The organism is Nocardia sp. SYP-A9097 (genome assembly GCF_009649815.1).
Lineage (GTDB): Bacteria > Actinomycetota > Actinomycetes > Mycobacteriales > Mycobacteriaceae > Nocardia.
In genome coordinates, this window is the sequence record NZ_WJIC01000025.1 from 52418 (window position 1) to 70814 (window position 18397).

The 18397-nt window shown below is 66.2% G+C and carries 18 protein-coding genes; 9 read left to right on the forward strand and 9 right to left on the reverse strand.

Annotation, left to right across the window (positions count from 1 at the left end):
- The first annotated feature begins 19 nt into the window (after positions 1–19).
- On the forward strand, positions 20–799 hold the full coding sequence (locus GFY24_RS32725; RefSeq protein WP_309231617.1) for an AAA family ATPase: 780 nt from the start codon (positions 20–22) through the stop codon (positions 797–799).
- Positions 800–847: 48 nt separating this feature from the next.
- Here the strand turns inward: GFY24_RS32725 and GFY24_RS32730 are convergent, their stop codons facing one another.
- Positions 848–1897 (reverse strand): alpha/beta fold hydrolase, encoded by a 1050-nt coding sequence (locus tag GFY24_RS32730; protein ID WP_153808991.1) that lies wholly within the window; start codon positions 1895–1897, stop codon positions 848–850.
- Between the two features lie 159 nt (positions 1898–2056).
- On the reverse strand, positions 2057–4792 hold the full coding sequence (locus GFY24_RS32735) for an AAA family ATPase (RefSeq protein WP_153808992.1): 2736 nt from the start codon (positions 4790–4792) through the stop codon (positions 2057–2059).
- A 130-nt stretch (positions 4793–4922) separates the two neighbouring features.
- On the opposite strand from GFY24_RS32735, the gene GFY24_RS32740 reads away from it, so the two are divergent.
- Both GFY24_RS32740 and GFY24_RS32745 read left to right on the forward strand, forming a co-directional pair.
- Positions 4923–5351 carry a hypothetical protein gene (locus GFY24_RS32740; RefSeq protein ID WP_153808993.1) on the forward strand — a complete coding sequence of 143 codons (429 nt, stop codon included), beginning with the start codon at positions 4923–4925 and terminating at the stop codon, positions 5349–5351.
- Positions 5351–6295: an alpha/beta fold hydrolase gene (locus GFY24_RS32745; RefSeq protein ID WP_153808994.1), complete on the forward strand. Its 945-nt coding sequence runs from the start codon at positions 5351–5353 to the stop codon at positions 6293–6295. Before GFY24_RS32740 ends, GFY24_RS32745 begins: the two co-directional genes overlap by 1 nt.
- A gap of 254 nt (positions 6296–6549) precedes the next feature.
- Here the strand turns inward: GFY24_RS32745 and GFY24_RS32750 are convergent, their stop codons facing one another.
- From GFY24_RS32750 to GFY24_RS32760, 3 genes are read right to left on the reverse strand one after another with little or no spacing between them, the layout of a single operon-like run.
- On the reverse strand, positions 6550–8007 hold the full coding sequence (locus GFY24_RS32750; RefSeq protein ID WP_153808995.1) for an NAD(P)/FAD-dependent oxidoreductase: 1458 nt from the start codon (positions 8005–8007) through the stop codon (positions 6550–6552).
- 23 nt (positions 8008–8030) lie between these two features.
- Positions 8031–8471, reverse strand: coding sequence for a VOC family protein (locus GFY24_RS32755; protein ID WP_153808996.1), 441 nt, complete (start codon positions 8469–8471; stop codon positions 8031–8033).
- A gap of 40 nt (positions 8472–8511) precedes the next feature.
- Positions 8512–9366, reverse strand: a complete 855-nt coding sequence (locus GFY24_RS32760) for an alpha/beta fold hydrolase (RefSeq protein WP_228566864.1) — start codon at positions 9364–9366, stop codon at positions 8512–8514.
- A 217-nt stretch (positions 9367–9583) separates the two neighbouring features.
- On the opposite strand from GFY24_RS32760, the gene GFY24_RS42420 reads away from it, so the two are divergent.
- From GFY24_RS42420 to GFY24_RS32785, 5 genes are all read left to right on the forward strand, one after another.
- Positions 9584–9754 carry a hypothetical protein gene (locus GFY24_RS42420; protein WP_228566865.1) on the forward strand — a complete coding sequence of 57 codons (171 nt, stop codon included), beginning with the start codon at positions 9584–9586 and terminating at the stop codon, positions 9752–9754.
- Between the two features lie 114 nt (positions 9755–9868).
- Entirely contained in the window at positions 9869–10717 is an 849-nt protein-coding gene (locus GFY24_RS32770; protein ID WP_153808997.1) for an alpha/beta fold hydrolase, read from the forward strand.
- The gene (locus GFY24_RS32775; protein ID WP_153808998.1) at positions 10714–11220 is read left to right on the forward strand and encodes a cupin domain-containing protein; all 507 of its coding nucleotides are present in this window, start codon (positions 10714–10716) and stop codon (positions 11218–11220) included. The genes GFY24_RS32770 and GFY24_RS32775 overlap by 4 nt, the downstream gene beginning before the upstream one ends.
- A 26-nt stretch (positions 11221–11246) precedes the next feature.
- Entirely contained in the window at positions 11247–12086 is an 840-nt protein-coding gene (locus GFY24_RS32780) for an SDR family oxidoreductase (RefSeq protein WP_309231618.1), read from the forward strand.
- Positions 12083–12826 (forward strand): MBL fold metallo-hydrolase, encoded by a 744-nt coding sequence (locus tag GFY24_RS32785; protein ID WP_153808999.1) that lies wholly within the window; start codon positions 12083–12085, stop codon positions 12824–12826. The genes GFY24_RS32780 and GFY24_RS32785 overlap by 4 nt, the downstream gene beginning before the upstream one ends.
- A gap of 74 nt (positions 12827–12900) precedes the next feature.
- Here the strand turns inward: GFY24_RS32785 and GFY24_RS32790 are convergent, their stop codons facing one another.
- From GFY24_RS32790 to GFY24_RS32805, 4 genes are all read right to left on the reverse strand, one after another.
- Positions 12901–13548, reverse strand: coding sequence for a cytochrome b/b6 domain-containing protein (locus GFY24_RS32790; protein WP_153809000.1), 648 nt, complete (start codon positions 13546–13548; stop codon positions 12901–12903).
- Complete coding sequence (locus GFY24_RS32795) at positions 13535–14242, reverse strand: molybdopterin-dependent oxidoreductase (protein ID WP_194853105.1); 708 nt, start codon at positions 14240–14242, stop codon at positions 13535–13537. The genes GFY24_RS32790 and GFY24_RS32795 overlap by 14 nt, the downstream gene beginning before the upstream one ends.
- Positions 14243–14330: 88 nt before the next feature.
- Positions 14331–15962 carry a tannase/feruloyl esterase family alpha/beta hydrolase gene (locus GFY24_RS32800; RefSeq protein ID WP_153809001.1) on the reverse strand — a complete coding sequence of 544 codons (1632 nt, stop codon included), beginning with the start codon at positions 15960–15962 and terminating at the stop codon, positions 14331–14333.
- A 620-nt stretch (positions 15963–16582) separates the two neighbouring features.
- Positions 16583–17134 (reverse strand): polysaccharide deacetylase family protein, encoded by a 552-nt coding sequence (locus GFY24_RS32805; RefSeq protein WP_153809002.1) that lies wholly within the window; start codon positions 17132–17134, stop codon positions 16583–16585.
- A gap of 200 nt (positions 17135–17334) precedes the next feature.
- On the opposite strand from GFY24_RS32805, the gene GFY24_RS32810 reads away from it, so the two are divergent.
- Positions 17335–18180, forward strand: coding sequence for an alpha/beta fold hydrolase (locus GFY24_RS32810; RefSeq protein ID WP_153809003.1), 846 nt, complete (start codon positions 17335–17337; stop codon positions 18178–18180).
- Positions 18181–18397 lie beyond the last annotated feature (217 nt).

Sequence of the window (18397 nt, forward strand, 5' to 3'; positions counted from 1 at the left end):
AACGACAATGGACTCACCCGTGGTGCGAAGGATTGGTCAGGCCGTTGAGCGGCAACACCTCTCGGCATTCGTGACGGCTGGCACCGGGGCATCCCTGGTCCTGCACGGCGATGCCGGAACCGGTAACAGCGACTTGCTCGACCATGCGATCGACCTCGCGGTTCGGAATGGGCACACGGTGGTCCGGGCCATCGGGGTGGAGGCGGAACGCGAACTCCCGTACGCGGGATTGCATCAGTTCCTGTACCCGCTACAGCCGTATGCCGAGCGGCTCGACGCACGCGACCGCGCCGTCTTCGACGCGGCCTTCGGACAGCAGGTCGAAACCCCACCGTCGATCATGACGTTGGGGATCGCCGTGCTGAACCTGTTGTCGGCGACAGCATCGGACCGGCCGCTGCTGTTGGTGCTCGACAATGGCCACTGGTTCGACGATGCCAGCGCCGACGTCTGCGGCTTCGTCGGCCGTCGGCTGAGCGGAAGCTCGGTGAAACTGCTGATTGCCCTGCGCGCCGATATCGGATCGCGGTTCGACAGCTCGGCTCTGCCGGAACTACGGGCCACGGGCATCAGCCCGCCGGACACCCTGCCGGGTCCGCTGATGCTGACCTGGCAGGAACGCCGGATCGCCGAGCTGGCCGCCGGCGGTCTCACCAACAAGGAAATCGGTGGACTGCTGTACCTGTCGCCGCGAACGGTCAGTTCCCATCTGTACCGGATCTTCCCGAAGCTGGGGATCACGACGCGGGCGGCGCTGCGTGATGCGCTGGACGGTCAGCGCGAGGCAACCGGGGCGTGATTACCGAGGCCGCCGGGGCGGGCGGGAATCACCTGCCCCGGCGGTCTTTCACATGCGGTCGGCATCGATGATGGCCTGGGCGAAGGGGTGTGGGGCCTCCTGCGGGACGTTGTGGCCGATGCCGTCGAGGATGCGGTGTTCGTAGGCTCCGGTGAACTTGGCGCGGTAGGGCTTTCCGTCCTTGGCCGCGCCGTCGAAGTCGCTCGCGATGGTGATGGCGGGCACGGTGATCGCGGGCCCGGTGGCGAGTTGTTGTTCGTAGGCGTCGTATTGCGGCTCGCTCGGCGCCAGGCTCAGCCGCCACCGGTAGTTGGAGATGACGATATCGACGTGGTCGGGGTTGTCCCAGGTGGTGGCGCTGCGGTCGTAGGTGGCGTCGTCGAAGTTCCACCGCGGGGAGGCGCGCTGCCAGATCAGTTTGTTGAAATCGTGCCGGTTCTTGCTGTAACCGAGGCGGCCGCGTTCGGTGGCGAAGTAGTACTGGTACCACCAGCCGAGTTCGGCTTGCGGTGCGAGTGGTTGTTGCTGGGCCGCTTGCTGGGTGATGAGGTAGCCGCTCACCGCGACCATCGCCTTGACGCGCTGCGGCCAGAGTGCGGCGATGATGTCGACAGTTCGTGCGCCCCAGTCGAATCCACCGAGAATGGCCTTGTCGATGCGCAGGGCGTCCATGAAATCGACGATGTCACGGGCAATCGCGGACTGCTGACCGTTGCGGACGGTCTGCGCGGACAGAAAGGTCGTCGGACCGTAGCCGCGCAGGAACGGCACAAGCACCCGATATCCGGCGGTCGCGAGCAGCGGCCCGACATCGGCGTAGCTGTACGGGTCATACGGCCAGCCGTGCAACAGGATCACGGGTTGTCCGGTGCTGGGCCCGAATTCGGCGTACCCAACGTTGAGAACACCGGCGTCGATCTTCTTGATCGAACCCAGTGTGGTGTTCGCGCCCGATCCCGCCCGCAAATCCGAGCCCGGAGCGGCGGCCGCGGGTGTGCTGGCGGAGTCGGTGGCGCAAGCGCTCAGCGAGGTCGCGGCAAGTCCCGCCGCACCCGCCACCAACGCTCCGCCGAAAAGCCGTCGTCTGCTGAGGTCCATCTGCACTCCTGCTGTTGTCCGTGAGCCGATGCGGTTCGGGTCCGACCGAGTCGCGACCAGCACCGCCTGCGCTCTGACGCTAGGGAGTCCGTGGATGTCTCTGCGAGCGTCAGATGACGTAATGGGTGTCGGCCGGAGCCCGACCACAACGGCCGTTGATCACTCGGGCGCGCCTTCCGGGGTGGGCAGCAGGGCGGCCAGGTCGCTACGCGAACTGATCCCCAGTTTGGGGAAGATGCGATGCAGATGGGTGCTGACCGTCCGATGCGACAGGTACAGCCGCTGCCCGATCTCCCGATTGGTCAGACCCTGCGCCGCCAATTGCGCGATGCTCAACTCGTGCGGGGTGAGCTGCTCGCGCGCGTCCGGGTCGCGATTAGGGCTCGATTCACCGGCACCGCGCAGTTCCACTCGCGCCCGTTCGCTCCAGGCGGCGAAGCCGAGGGCGTCGAATATCTCTCTGGCCGTGCGCAAATGGGTTCGGGATTCGACCACTCGGCGCTGTCGCCGCAGCCATTCGCCGTAGGCCAGATGCAGGCGGCCGCGTTCGGCGGGCCATCCGGTCAGGTCCGCCGCCAATGCCTCGGCAAACCGGTCGGCGGCGTCGTCGGTCGCGAGAACCGCTCGGGCGTAGCGCATTCCGATATGCAGCGCGGGTGCTGGCGTGACCGCGGCCACCGGCGTCAATCCGTTCAATACCTCCCGCAGGGTGTCGGCGCGACCGGCGCGAACCGCGGCCTCGGTCAGTTCGGCGAGGAAATACCCATGGAGAGAATAGGAATGGGACGGGTCGCGTGGATCCTGAAGGCGGTACATATCGTCGAACGCATCGTCGAATCGGCCCTCGCCGAGGGCGATGAGCCCCCGCGCGAGTTGCGCGGTGGCCAGCACGGGGCGCGCGCCCGCGGCCAGCCCGTTCCGTTCGGCCTCCGCCGCGAATGCCGCGGCCTCCGCGTAATCCCCACGCAGCGCCGCGATTTCGGCCTGCACCGCGGTGCCGGTCGCATGCATGAAAGGCTGCCCGGTCTCGAGGGCGAACGCCGCCGCCTCGGCCGCGAGCGGCGCGGCCGCGGCGAGATCACCGACCCGGGTCAAGCCCCGGGCCTGAATCGCGAGCGCCCTGGTCAGCAGGCCCAGTCGCCCGGCGGAGCGGAATCCGGCTGCGGCCACGCCGGAGAAGTGCGCCGCGAGATCGAAGGCGCCGACCTGGTACGCGGCGCTACTGAGAAAGTGATCGACCTCCGGATCACGCCCCGCGGTCGCGGTCAGCGCACGCAGGTGGCCCAGCACCTGTTCGCCGCGCTCGAACGGGGCCACGATCGAGTCGATCGCGAGTTTGCGCGGATCGCCGTCGGGAATGGCGAAGGTGTCGGCGACCGTAAGCACCACGCGGCGGATATCGGGCCCCGGTTCGGACCAGTAGCACCGCGCGGCCACACCCCACAGGATCCGCAGCGCGGGATCCGGATACCCGTCGGCGGCCACGGCGGCCGCGAGCACGGCCAGTTCGCCTATGCGCGTCGAGTTTTCGCGCATGCCGTCGTCGAATTCGGTGAGCAGCCAGTTCGCGGTGGCCTCTTGCCCCGCGGTGAGGGGTAGCGTGCGGGCAGCATCCACCAGCCGTGCGACGGTATCGCGGCGACCGGAGTCGACGGCCAGTTCAGCGGCGCGCAGCAGCCGGTCCGCGCGCCGACCGGGGGTATCGCTCAGGGCCGCGGCCCGCTCCAGCGCCGCGATGGCACCACTGGTGTGGCGCGCCCGTTTGGCGATGTCTTCCAGCTCGACGGCGACCTCTTCGGCCGGGCCCACGGTGCCCGCCGCGCGATGCCACACTCGCCGATCCGGTGTCGCGTCGAGCAGCTCGGCGAGCGCGAGGTGAGCGCGTCGACGCCGGTCGTCCGTTGCCGCCGCGACCAGGGCCGAACGCATCAGCGGATGCCGGAAAGTCACTGTGCCGGAGGCGATGTCGATCAGACCCGACTCCACCGCCGGTGTGAGCGACCCGGGTTCGACCACACACCCCAGCACAGCGCCGGTGGCGGCCAGGGCTTCGCCGAGCGAATCACTGTCGTTGAGCGCTGCGACGAGCAGAGCCGATCTGCTTGGTTCCGGAAGCCGCGCGCCACGCGCGGAAAAGGTGCGTTCGAGGCGTTCGGTCATCGGCAAGAGGGCGACTTGCTCATCGAGATCCGCTGCCGTCGTGGGCAATTCGATCAGCGCCAGCGGGTTTCCCTGGGCTTGCGCGAGCACTCGGCGGCGCACCGGGACCGGGAGCTCCGGTGCGGCGCTGTCCAACAGCGCTGTCGCGTCGACGTCCGAGAGTGGCCGCAGCAGCAGAACGGTAAGCCCCGCGGCACTGAGCGGCGAGGCGAGGCCTTCGCGCAGCGTAGCGATCATCGCGATGGGTTCGCCCACGACTCGACGTGCGAGGAAGGCGAGCACTTCGGCGCTGGCCGCATCGAGCCAGTGCACATCCTCGGCAACGATCAGCAATGGCCGGTCGGTGGCATCGGCGGTATTGGGCAGCACGATATCGGCCAGCAGGGTCAATGCCGCGAGCCCCACCAGGTACGGACTGGGTTCGTCAAGGCCGTCGGACATGCCCAAAGCCGTTGTCAGCGCCTCGAATTGGGGTGGCGGCAGGGCGTCGAAGCCCCGGCGGAGCGGATACAGCAGCCGATGCAGTCCGGCGAACGGGAGGTTCTGCTCGGCCTCGGCGCCGGCGGTGCGTAACACCCGCACCCCCGCCACGGCCGCAGCGGCGACCGCGGCACCGACCAGCGCGGACTTCCCGACGCCGGGTTCCCCTTCGATCAGGAATCCGCTGTGATCGCCGGGTCGGTCTACCAGAGCGCCCAGATCTTTCAGCTCGGTGTCTCGTCCGAACATCGGCATTGCCGTGCTACCTCTTCCCGGGTGCCGCGTCGACATGCGGCCCCCGCCGCGACCCTATCGAACGGAATACGTCACCCCCAGCGTCATATGACCGATTCGCCGCAATAGCCGAGTTAGCGATCGTATTTACATGGCTACTGTCCGCTTTCACCTGATGTCCACCCTGTCCCCGGCCGAGGTCATGCACGTGCTCACCGACTTCGGCCCCAGACGCCCTGACGTGTGGCCGACGATCGACGCCGAGCACTTCGTCGTTCACGAGCGCGGCGAAACCTGGGCCGAGGTCACCGAGGGCACCGCCGCCGCCTGGGAACGCGCCCGCTACGAATGGGTTCCGGGCGGGGATACCGTCACCATCACCACACTCGATTCCAAGCTCTTCGGCGCGGGCGGCGGCTGGGTCTTCAAAATCACACCCGACCTGCCCGGCTGCCGCGTCGACGTCGAATTGACCCGGACCCCGCGGGCGCTCAAGGGCAAGATCCTGGCGGCGCTACTGCCCCTGGTCGGACCGTCCTCGCTGCGCAAGTCCTTCGCCGCACCGCTACAGGCCGCGTGATGTCCATGTCGCACAACACCTTCGACGCGCTCGCGCCCGGCGTGCACGTCTTCGACTCCAACGGTGTCAGCCAGCGGTACCACGTATTCGGCAGTGGACCGGTCTGTCTGGCCCACCCGGGCGGGCCGGGCATCCACTGGGAGTACCTGCGCATGCCCGAGCTGGAGAAGCACCTCACCATGGTGTACGTCGAGGCGCTCGGCACCGGCAAATCCGGTCGGCTGCCGACACATCCGAACGGCTACACCAGGGAGCGCTACAGCCTTGCGCTGCAACGTATCATCGACCATCTCGAGGTTCCGCAGGTATATCTGCTGGGCCACTCACACGGCGCGTTCGTCGCCGCCCACCATGCGATCCACCGCCCCGCCGGGCTCGCCGGAATCATCCTGTACGAGGGCGCACCGGTGACCGGACCCGAGCACGGCGCGGAGGCAGCGCGACGGCTTCAGGAATTCGCTGCCGCGCACGCCGATCGACCCGGCTTGAACGATGTACTCGCGACCTTCGCCGCGATGCAGGACATTTCGAGCGATGCGCAGGCCCTTGCCGTCGCCCGTGGCGTCCTGCCCTCGTACATCGCCGACTATTGGGGCGACGAACAGCGCTGGGCTCCGGTACGAGAGGCATTGCGTGCCAGCTACATCTCGGGACTGGATGCGATCGGTTCCCCCGATCTCATCGACGACCGCGCCGACCTGCCGAAGGTGACCGTCCCGACGCTGGTCATCGTCGGCCTCTTCGATGTCATCTGCGGACCGCGCTGGGGTCGGGAACTGCACGACCTCATCCCCGGTTCGCGACTGGTGATCCTGGAACACAGCGGACACCTGGGGCATCTGGAGGAACCGGAGCGTTTCGCCGACGCGGTTCGGGACTTCGCCCTCTCAACACGTTCCATGCCGTCAGCGAGCGGCAGCAAACCGGAAAGGCTCGTGAGATGAACGAGAGACTGCCCGAAAGACCGCCCATCGCAGAGCTTTTCGTATGCGGCCCGATAGCGATGCTGATCTGGTCGGAGACCGCCGTGCTGCACGGTCGCGGACCCTCGGCACGAGAGCTGATGGGCTGACGCCGCCGAGCCCTGCCGCACAGATTCCGTGCGGCAGGGCGTCGACGGCGAGATCGACCGCGCACTCCCGCACGAACGAAATCCGCCGACCACGAAGTTGCGTGGTCGGCGGATTCTGTTGTGCTGCTATAACTTTGCGCTCTGATCCCGATAGGTCTCGAGCAGTCGCAGCCACACCTCACCGATCGTGGGGAACGACGGCACCGCATGCCAGAGCCGGGCGAGCGGAATCTCGCCGGTAATGGCGATGGTCGCCGAATGCAGGAGCTCGGCAACGCCCGCCCCCACGAAGGTGGCCCCGACGATCACTTGACGCTCGGGGTCGATGAGGATGCGCGCCCGGCCGCGATAGTCGGGGTCGTGCTGGAGCGCACCCGCGACCCGGCCGAGGTCATAGTCGACGACATCGACGGTCCGGCCTGCTCGGGCCGCGTCCTCGGTGGTGAGGCCGACGGCGGCGATCTCCGGATCGGTGAAGACGACCTGTGGGACGGCCACGAGATCGGCTGTGCCCGTGTGCCTTCCCCATGGCGATTGGTCGAGCTCCCGGCCGGATGCCCGATCGGCGATGACCGTGCCCGCGATGCGCGCCTGATACTTGCCCTGATGGGTGAGCAATGCTCGGCGATTGACATCGCCTACGGCATAGAGCCATTCACCCTCGACCGCGGTCACCGTGCAGGAGTCATCGGTGGTGAGCCACTCCCCCGACACCAAACCCACTGTCTCCAAACCGATGTCATCGGTGCGGGGCGTGCGCCCGGTCGCGAGCAGCAGTTCGTCGGCGACAATCCGGGTGCCGTCGTACAGGCTCAGATAGAGGCAGTCATCGGGTCCGCCCGCCCGCTCGGCGGTCACGATGCCCGAGCCGAATCGCAGATCGACACCCGCCGCCCGGAGCCGGTCGGCCACCAGGTCCGCGGCGAAGGATTCGACTCGGCCGAGCAGCCGCGACTCCCGGGCGATGAGGGTGACCGCGGCGCCGAGAGCCCGCCAGGCCGTGGCCATTTCGACGGCGACGACCCCGGCACCGAGGATGGCGAGCCGCGGCGGCACCTCCCGGGCGCTGGTGGCCTCGCGACTTGTCCACGGCCGCACCGTATCCAGCCCCGGCAGCGGCGGCATCGCCGCCCGGGTGCCGGTACAGACCGCGACCGCGTGCCGGGCGCGCAATCGCACGGTGCCGCCATCAGGTGTCCGGACGGTCACCCGGCGGACCCCGTCGAGACTCCCGTGGCCATGAATGAGTGCGATGCCGGCGGATTCGAGCCATTCGACCTGTCCTCGGTCGTTCCAGTCGGCCACCATGCGGTCGCGGTGCTTCAGGACCGCGCGGGCATCGAGCGGCCCGGTGACCGCGGTGGCGACCCCGGGAAATCGTGCGGCCTCGGCGTACAGCAGTGCGGGTCGCAGCAGCGCCTTGCTGGGTTCGCAAGCCCAGTAGGAACATTCGCCGCCGACCAGTTCGGATTCGACGATGACGGTGCTGAGCCCGGCGGCGCTGGTGCGGTCGGCGACATTCTCGCCGACCGGCCCGGCCCCGATGACGATGACGTCGTAGGTCTGGATGTTGTTGTCAGACATGATGTGCTTTCGGGGCCGTGTTGTCAGCGTCCGGGTGCGCGCTGGGTGACTTCTTGCAGGAACCAGCCATTGCCATCCGGATCGTGGAAGGCGGCGAAGGAGCCGTAACTACGGCGCTCCGGGTGTGCTCCCGCAACGCGATCGGCGGTCCCGGCGTGATGAAAGACACCGGTCGCATCCTGGAACGGGCCGTCCACGGTAACTCCGCGTTCGGTGAGTTCGGTTACGGCCTTCTCGATATCGGTGACGATCAGGTGCAAGCCGTGCAGCGTCCCGGGAGTGGCGGCGGTGACACCGGTCCCGAAGATGATCGAACATTCGGAGCCCGGCGGGGTCACCTGAACGACGCGGTAGCCCTCGTCCACGGTGAAGTCGGCGTCGAGCCGGAATCCGAGCCGCTCGGCGTAGAACGCCTTGGCGCGGTCGACGTCCGCGACGGGCAGCACGATTACTTCGAGTTTCATATCCACGATCGTGTTCTCCTGTGATGGTTGGGTTTTCGGGTCAGTGCGCGGGTGCGTTGGCAGCCTGTTCGATCACATTGGCGACCAGATCCGGATGCGAGACGGCGACCGAATGCGAGGCGTCGACCTCGGTGACCTGCGCATGGGCGCGATCGGCCATGAATCGCTGCGCCGCGACCGGAATGTTCAGATCCTGGGTGGTGACGATGTCCCAGCTGGGCTTCTCGGTCCACGCCGCGACCGTGGCCTTCTCCTCCAGCGCGGCCTGCGCGATCGGCCGCTGCGTGGCCGCCATCAGGGCGGCGCGATCTTCGGGGACATCCGCGGCGAACTGGGCACGGAACTTGTCCTCCTGGATGTAGATATCGGTCCCGGCGCTGCCGTCGATATTGGTGAACGGCACCGGATTCAAGGTGCCGGGCAGTGTGGAGCCGGGGTACTTGTTGGTCAGTTCCAGGGCGGTCTCGCCGACCGCGGGCAGAAAAGCCGCCACGTAGACGAGGGCCTTGACCTTGTCGTTCCCGGCTCCGGCCGCGCTGATGACGGACCCGCCGTAGGAATGCCCGACCAGGATGACCGGTCCGTCGATGTGGCTGATCAGACCGCGCAGGGAGGAGGCGTCGCCGGTGGGTCCGCGCAGCGGGTTGGCCGCAGCCACTACGGGATACCGGTCCTTGCGCAGCTTCTCGATCACATCGTTCCAGCTGGATCCGTCTGCGAAGGCGCCGTGTTCCAGGATGATGGTCGGTCGCGGCGCATCGTCGGGGGGACCGGCGTGGGTGACGGTATTCGCAGTGCAGGCAGCGACGAGGCCGCCGCCCGCGATACCGGCCGCGAGCGCCGTGGCAGCCCGGGTCGCGCGGCGTCGCATGCGGCCATATCCGTTGTCGAACATAGGATTTCGCCCTTCAGACAAGTGGGTAAGGGGTGTGTGATCCCACTGTTGTCCACCGGCGGTGATGGCACATCCGTCACCTGACGCTGGCGTCGACGTACGTCGGCTACGGGCCCTGTCGACCTACGTCGGCATCAGCGTCAACCGACGGATGTGCGGGGTGGCCGCGCCGGGCGAGAGTGGCTTTCAGCCACCCCGATCGAATGGATGATTCCTCATGAACAACACTGCGACGCTGAATGATTCGACAGCCGAGCGGTCTTCTCTGATCCGCCTCCAGCTGAGTCGCGGCGTCCTGGCGATCGCTTGGGCTCTCGCCATCGCCCTCGGTATCGCCGCGACCTGGAAAGCGCGTAAAGCGCATTACGTCGACACCAGCGTCAGTTGACCGATGCTGCCGGCACCTGCACGGATTCAGACTTCAACCAGTGGAATCAGCGAGCCCTGGCGGGCCGATTCCACTGTCCCAGTACAGACTTCGCCACCGAACAGGAACCAGATCATGGCCAAGCTGACCGTAGGTCGCGAGAACAGCGACACCATCGACATCTACTACGAAGACCACGGCAGTGGCCGACCGGTCGTGCTCGTTCACGGGTACCCGCTCAACGGTGCGTCGTGGGAGAAACAGCAGCGAGTACTGCTCGAAGCCGGTTATCGGGTGATCACCTACGATCGCCGCGGCTTCGGCAACTCCAGCCACCCCACAGTCGGCTACGACTACGACACCTTCACCGCCGATCTGTACGCCCTCATCGAGCACCTGGACCTGACCGACGCCGTACTGGTCGGCTTCTCCATGGGGACCGGTGAAGTCACCCGATATCTGGGCCAGTACGGCTCGGCACGCATTGCGAAAGCCGTTCTGATGGGCGCGATTCCGCCGTATCTGCGCAAAGCGCAGGACAACCCGGAAGGAGTGGATCAGGCGGTGTTCGACGGCATCAAGGCCGCCATCCTCGCCGACCGGCCCGCCTATTTCAAAGACTTCCTCGACAACTTCTACAACGTCGACGTGCTCGGCGGCACTCGCATCAGCGAACAGGCCTGGCAGAACAGTTTCAATGTCGCGGTAACCGCCTCGACCCATGCCGCCTACGCCTGCGTCGACACCTGGCTGACCGACTTCCGCGACGATCTGCCCGCGATCGATGTGCCGGTACTGCTGATACACGGCGACGACGACCGCATCCTGCCCTACTCCGCGACCGCGGGACGACTGCCGGGCCTGATCGAGGACTTGACCGTGGTCACCGTCGAGGGAGGTCCGCACAACATCGCCTGGACCCACCCCGAAGTCGTCAATCCCGCACTGCTGCAATTCCTTTCGAACAATGGACACCTGTCATGACCGAATTCCCTCGCCCGCCCGCCGTCGCGCAGAACCGCCGCTTCGTGCTGGGTCAGCATCTGAAGATGACCGTCCTGACCGCGCCGGAGGACACCGACGGACGCCACGATGTCGCCCTTGTCGTACTTCCCCCGGGTTCGGACACCCCCTTGCACAAACACACCCGATACGAGGAGCGGATCTGGGTGATCGAGGGCGCGCTTTCCGTGTGGGCAGGCCCGGATACCCACACGCTGGGACCCGGCGACTTCTACACCATCACCATGAACACCCCGCATGCGCTCGAGGCGGGCCCCGAGGGAGCCCGGGTTCTGAACATCAGTTCTCCCGCGCATTTCGTGGATCTCATCCGGCGGGCCGGTACACCCGAAGCCGAGGCGACGCCCGACACCGAGTGGGATCTCGAACTCTTCAACAAGATCACCACCGAAGTCGGTGATGTCATCCTCGGCCCGCCGGGAATGACGCCCGCCGATTTCCGGGACAACAACCCGGCGGCATAGACCACCAGCTCGATGAGGTGGCGTGCGTGATCGAAGCGATTACGCACGCCACCGATCGCCCCTCATTCGACAACCCGACGAAGAAGGACTTCATGTCACAGCGACTGCACGGCAAGACAGCTCTGATCACCGGCTCCACCAGCAATATCGGACGCGCGACCGCGCTGGCCTTCGCCGCCGAAGGCGCGCATGTCATCGTCTCCGGACGGGACCGAACCCGAGGCGAGGGCGTCGTCACCCAGATCCGCCAAGCAGGCGGGCAGGCCGATTTCATCGCCGTCGATCTCGACGGCAGCCGCACCGCCAGTCACACCCTCGCCGCGGCAGCGACCGAACAACTGGGCGGACACATCGACATCCTGGTCAACAACGCCGGCATCTTTCCCGGTGCGACGACCCTGACCACCGACGAGGAAGCCTTCGACCGCGTCTACGCCGTCAATGTCAAAGCCGCCTTCTTCCTCACCCAGGCGATCGTTCCCACCATGATCGGCAGCGGTGGCGGCGTGGTGATCAACCTCGGCTCGTGGGCCGCGCGACTGGGCCTGCCCGTCGGAGCTCTCTATGCCTCGACCAAAGGCGCGATCGAAACCCTCACCCGCGCTTGGTCATCCGAGTTCGGCAGCCAAGGCATCCGGGTCAACGCCATCTCACCAGGGGTCATCCTGACCCCTGACGAGGACAGCGACACCGACCCTGTGGGAGTGCTGATGCACGGTACGCCCGCAGGGCGGACCGGACATCCCGATGCCATCGCCGCAGCGGCCGTCTACCTCGCCTCCGATGATGCTGCCTTCGTACATGGCACCGTCATCGACGTCGACGGCGGCCGTACCGGCGTCGCGGTCATCAAGGACGCGATTTGAGGATCGAACAGGTTTCCGACTCGGTCTTCATGGTGTCGGGAACCAACGTCAACTGGGCGTTGATCAGCAACGGGTCCGGCGTCACGGTCATCGACGCCGGCTACCCGGCCGATACGACCGCGGTGCTTGATTCGGTGCGGCAGATCGGTCACAAGGTCGGCGATATCACCGCGGTGCTGCTGACCCACGCTCATCTGGACCATATCGGTGCCATACCCACGCTCGTCGAACAGGCCAATGCGCCGGTCTACACCGGAGCTTTGGAAGTCCCACACGCCAAACGTGAACACCTGCAACAGATCACGCCACGGCAGATGGTGCAGCAGCTGACAACGCGGCAAGGGGCTCGATGGGTGCTGCAGACGACGCGTGCGGTTATCGGGCACATCGATATGCGGGTGCCGACCGCGCAAGCTGCCGATCCGGCCGTGCCGGCCGCGCTGCCGGGCGGGTTCGTCGCAATTTCCACACCGGGGCACACCGACGGCCACACGGCCTACTTCATGCCCTCCGAAGGAGTGCTGTTCTCCGGAGACGAACTCGTCACCGGCCATCCACTCCTACCTGCAACCGGCCCCCAACTTCTACCAAAAGTGTTCAACCACAACCAGACCCGCACCAACACCAACGTGGACGCACTCTCCATCGAACAGGCGAACATCCTGGTCCCCGGACACGGGCCCGCGATACACCGGCACCTGCCGACCCTGATCGCGGAACTACGCGGCCCACGAGACTGATCAATCAGCCCGCAGGCAGTGCATCGTCATCCCCGATTTCGAATGTGCTGCCGGTGGGCTGATTGGGTTCGAGGTCAACGCAATCCGGGACTCCGCTCCGTAGTCGGCTGGTCCCTGACCAGCCACCGGGGATGCTCCAGTTCCGCCCAGGCCCGATCGACGTACCCGGTCCGCATGCCGCGCCGCGCCTCCGGATCCTGGTACGCCTTTCGGATGTGACCCACCAGCACAGCCGCGATACTCCAGGCCAGGACGTCGTGCACGAAGATCGCGCTGGTCCGGGAGATGCCCGGCAGTAGGTGCATGATCCACATCAGCAGGCCCGTGAACATCATCACCAGCACGGCGCCGGCGATCCAGCCCGCGTAGAGCTTCTGCCCCGCATTGAACTTTCCCGCGGGTCGCTCCGACGGTTCGGTCGGGCGCCGACGGACCGCGCGCAGCCATTGCCGGTCATAGGGCGCGAAGCGGTTCAGTCGGCGCAGATCGGCGCGGAAGGCCGGTGCGAACAGCCCCAGCAGGACCGGCACGGGCAGTAGGACACCCGACCATTCGTGGACGGTGGCCACGACGTCTCGTCGACCCACCAGTTGAGCCAGCGGCCCGAAGTACAGGAAGGCCGCGGTCGTCGCGCACAGCAGCATCAGTGTTCCGGTGATGCGGTGAACCAGCCGCTCGGCGGCGGTGAACCGCCGCACACCGCGCCGTTCAGTGCTTGCCATCGAGCCAGCCGTCGACGTCGTATCCGCGTTCTTCCCAGTAGCCCGGGATAACCCGGCTGGTGACCGATATGCCGGACAACCATTTGGCGGATTTGTAGAAGTACATCGGCGCCACGTAGAGCCTGACCGGGCCGCCGTGCTCGTGCGTGATCGGCGCGTCCTGCATCCGCAGGGCCACAAGCACATCGGAACGCCGGGCCTGCTCGAGCGTGAGGCTCTCGGTGTACGTACCGTCGAAACAGTCGAAACTCAGGGCCTTTCCACCCGCGGCGACCCCCGCGTCGTCCAGCAGATCGGACAACTTCACACCCTCGAACGGCACCTTCTCGACGCGCCAGCCGTCGGTGCATCGCACATCGTGGACGACCCGGGTCTGCGGCAACGCGTGTAGGTCCGCAAGCGTGTACGTCCGCGCCCGGTCCACCAAGCCGTCGATTTTCAGCTCATAGTCGGCCTCGCTTTTACGTGGGACAGAACGGACAACGCTGTAGTAGCGGAACCCGCCCGGGTCCGGGAGCAGGCCGGCGAGACCGGTAGGATCCACCTGAGATGCCTTGGCCAGCAAGCCTTCCCAACCGGCCTGTAGGTACGGCGCCGCAATCAGCCCTGCCGCGCCGGCGCCGAGCATCCCCAACAGTGTTCTCCGGGCCACGGGGGCGCCGCCCGGCATGTTCTCGGATTCGTTCTCCGACATCTTTCCGCTCCTTTCGTCGGCTGGAATCCGGGTTCGGGCCCGCCCCCGTTGCGAGGACGGGCCCTAACCCGGATTCGGATGGTCGGTGTTACGGCGAGGGTGCGACGCAGCGGAAGCTGGCCGCGGACGCCGGGTCGCCGTCGCCGTTGTAGTGGGAGACCAACGGAAGGCGGCAGATATCGCGCGAGACCGTCTGGCCGGTGGCGGTGGTCAAAGTGGCCTGTAGGACATCCGGTGCCTGACCGTGCTCGACCCAGGCCGTCAGGGCGGTCAGGTCGTTGACGGTGCTGCCGGTAAGTGCGCAGTGCGAGACGCCGGGTGCCAGGAAGACGCGATAGAAGTCGTCGACCTTGGTGGTGCCACCCATCAGGGCATTCACGCGGTTGCGGTAGTCGACGGTGCCCGCGGTGGGGATCAGCTGGTCGGCGTCGCCATGCCAGGTGATCAGCTTGCCGCCCGCGGCGCGGAATGCCGACAGGTCCGGATCGGAGGTGCCGATGATCGAGTCGTACTCGGAGCGGGCGCGCTGGAAGATTTGGTCGAACTGCGCATAGGTGAGGTTCGCGCTGTTGAACCCGGGCTGCTTCTGCACGAACGTGGCGACCCACTGGGCGGGGACGGTGAACGGCACGCCCGTCGTGACGCCATTCGCGCCGGTGGTGCTGGCGGTCAGGGAGCTGAAGTCGGCGCCGGTCGGCAGGCCGAACCACAGTTGTTTGCCGTTCGCGTCCCGCGGACCGTCCCAAATCTTGCGGACCACGTCGGCGACAGCCTCGCTGATCGTGTACTCCTTGCCGTCGCACTGAACCTTGGTGCCGATCAGGCTGCGCGGATCGAAGTTGCACCGGCTCGGGTCACTGATCAGACCGTCGACGACACCGTCCAGCGTGTCGCAGTCCTTGACCGCGGCCTGATTGAACGCGTTGAACTCGCAAGTGGTCGGGTAGGTGTGTGCTTCGTTCATCACCACCTGCGGCCATAGTGTGGCGACCTCGAACTGGTTCCAGTTGATCGCCGGGGCGTCGGCATTGATGCCGTTGAAGTCGGTCGGGTACTTCTGGGCCTCCATGTAGCCCTGGCGTCCACCGGTGGAACAGCCGTTCCAGTAGGCGTAGGACGCGGCTTGGCCATAGACCTCTGTCACGACCTGCTTGCCCACGACGGCCAGCTCGTGCACCGAGCGGGAGGCGAAGTTTTCCAGCAGCGCGGCGTTGATCTGACCACTCGAGTTCAGCGCCCAACTGGTGTCCAGGCCACTGGTATCCACGCCGGCGTCAGTGGTCGCGGCCGCGTAGCCCTGCTTGACGGCCGTGGCCACACCGCCGATGTTCCCGGCGGCGTAGGCGGCGCCACCGACCGCCTGGAATCGGCCGTTCCAGCCGGATTCCGGCAGCCAAACCTGCACCTTGGCATGGTCGTTCGCACCGGGATGGGCCACTGTGACTGTCACTTCGCAGTGCGCGGGGACCTCTGGCACGGGATAGCCGCCCAGCGGCGGGCTCCCGGGGACCTGAAACGTTGCTGCGGGGACGTTGGTCGCCGTCAGGGACTCCACGGCGGTACCGGCTGGTGCCGGTATCTGAAATGTAGAGCAGTTGAACGCATTTGCGCTCACCGGGGTGGCCGCCGAATCGTCCGACCTGTCCACCAATGCGTAAATGGCGACGGCACCGGCGACCGTGATGCCAGCGGTCGCGAGTGTCAGAAGTTGTCGTTTCAAGATCTCTCCTCGGTTGGAACTACCCCCTCACTGTGGCCAGCGCACCAACACCGGCACATCAGTCACCTGACGCTCCAGGCAACGTAATTCGGCCTTCGACCTGCTCCGATTCGGCCAGCAGCTCCCGGTTCCTCGGTGAGCGCATCGGCAAGCGCAAGCACGGCCGGGACGATGGGGACATGCTCAGGCGCATAGATTTCTCGGCGATGGAAACCCGCAGGTTTCGCTGCGACCGTCAGATGACGTAACTGACGACGCGACGCGGACCGCTGGGTCTTGAAGACAACATGCGCGGGCACTGCCGCCCTCGATCGCCGAAATGCGTGCTCCCGGACCGATCGATCAGCTCGCACCCGTCGGGTTCCCCGAACCCGCGTAACCCACGGCGTCACAATGGAAACGCGGCTTCGATCGTCAGCTCTCCACGAAGAAGATACCGGTCAGCCCTGTTCCCATCTGTATATGATCCCGCCGGGGGCGCCTCCACCCTGACCGTTTCCCCAGTTCAGGCGAGGTACCCGCATTAAGTACCCCACTATCGGATCAGAGAAACCCCCGGTCGCAGGTCGCAGGTTCGTTTCATCGGGGGTTGCTGTCAGCTAACACCCCAGCTCAGAACCCTATGCAAACAAGGTAGCCAGCCTGACCAACGCCCCCGGCTGGACTATGTTCGCGTTCACCACCGACCCGGATCGCCCAGCGAAGAACAGGTCGGACGCGCTGAAGTGCGAGTTGTACCGGATACCGCTCTCGAGGAGGAGGTCGATCGTCTCCACGCCGTAGCTGCCTCGCGACGCTCGGTATCCCACGGGACGCTCGCCCGTGACCTTCTGGAGAGCATCGAAACCCTTGGCGAGAATCTCACGCTGAGTGTCCACGTCGGACTCTCCGGCCGCTTCGTGCGCCCATCCATGGTGGCCGATCTCGTGCCCCCGGCGCTGGATGTCGATCACCTGGCGCGGATAGGCGAGCGCGGTGTGGCCGGGGATGAAGAACGTCGCTTTGATCCCGTGCCGGTCCAGCAGATCCAGAACCCGCGGCACCGCGACGACCGCGAACTCTCCTCGAGAGACGTCAGCCGGATTCCGGGAATCGGCCACCCACCCGCTGAGTGCGTCGAAGTCGAACGAGAGACAGACAGTCAGCTTCGCCGGTTGCTCGGTGTTGGTCATGGTTGCCCCTTTTCGTGGATCGCGGGTCCAACCCACGCGATGCGACTTCCGCCATCCAGGGGCGACAACCCGACTAGAGCGAGAACGCCTATGTCCGACGGAAAGCTCAGTCGGGCAAGCAATTCCGCGCCTTCGTCACGAAATGCGCGAGCCACGTGGTCCTTGATTTCATGATTCCGTTTCTTCGAAAGGACACCACAATGCCCGATTTTCGACGCCCGCGTACGTGGCGCGCTACCAGGGCGATCACGGCTGTGGTGGCTACCGGCAGCCTCGCGGTCGCGTGTACTGCGAGCACCACCGACGAACCGACCGATGACGCACCGAAACCCACCATCGTGTTGGTCCATGGCGCATTCGCGGACGGATCGAGCTGGAACGATGTCATCGACAAGCTCCGCAAGGATCGGTATCCCGTTGTCGCGGCAGCGAATCCATTACGTGGCCCCGCCGCCGACGCCGCCTCGCTGCGAGGGTTGATCAGCCATATCAATGGTCCCGTCATTCTGGTCGGGCACTCCTACGGCGGCCCGGTCATCAGCACCGCCGCGGCGGGGAGCGATCAGGTGAAGGCGCTGGTGTACGTGGCCTCCTACTTGCTCGCACCCGGTGAGTCCACGCTCGAGCTGACCAACAAGTTCCCCGGCACTACCTTGCCCGGCGCACTCGAACCGGTACCGTTCACCGCCTCCGACGGCACCAGCAGCACGGACCTGTACATCCAGCAGGACAAGTTCCACCACCAGTTCGCGGCCGACGTACCCGCCGACCGTGCCGCGCTGGCCGGTGCCGCCCAGCGCCCGATTGCTCAGGCCGCCCTCGAGGAGAAGGTCACTCTCGCCGCCTGGGCCGACAAGCCGAGCTGGGATGTGATCACCACCCAGGACCTCAACATCCCGGTCGCGGCACAACGGTTCATGGCCGAGCGAGCTCATTCACGTATCACCGAAGTCGACGCATCGCATTCGGTCGCCGTCTCACACCCCTACGTGGTCGCCGACGTCATTGAGCAGGCCGCGCGGGACGCGGTCACCCGGTTTCGTTGAGCTTCAACGCAATCAGTGGAACATGCCGTGGCCTTGATGACGATGCTGGCGATCGGTGTTCTCCTGCCGATCGCCGCGGTGGTGGCCGGGTATCTGACAGTCATCGCTACTTGCTGGTGGGAACTGCGCAAGCTCGCTGTCGGCCAATCCGCAAATAGTCACTACGAGCCACAATCGAGAACCGCGCGTACCGAGGTCGGAATGGAGATACATGATG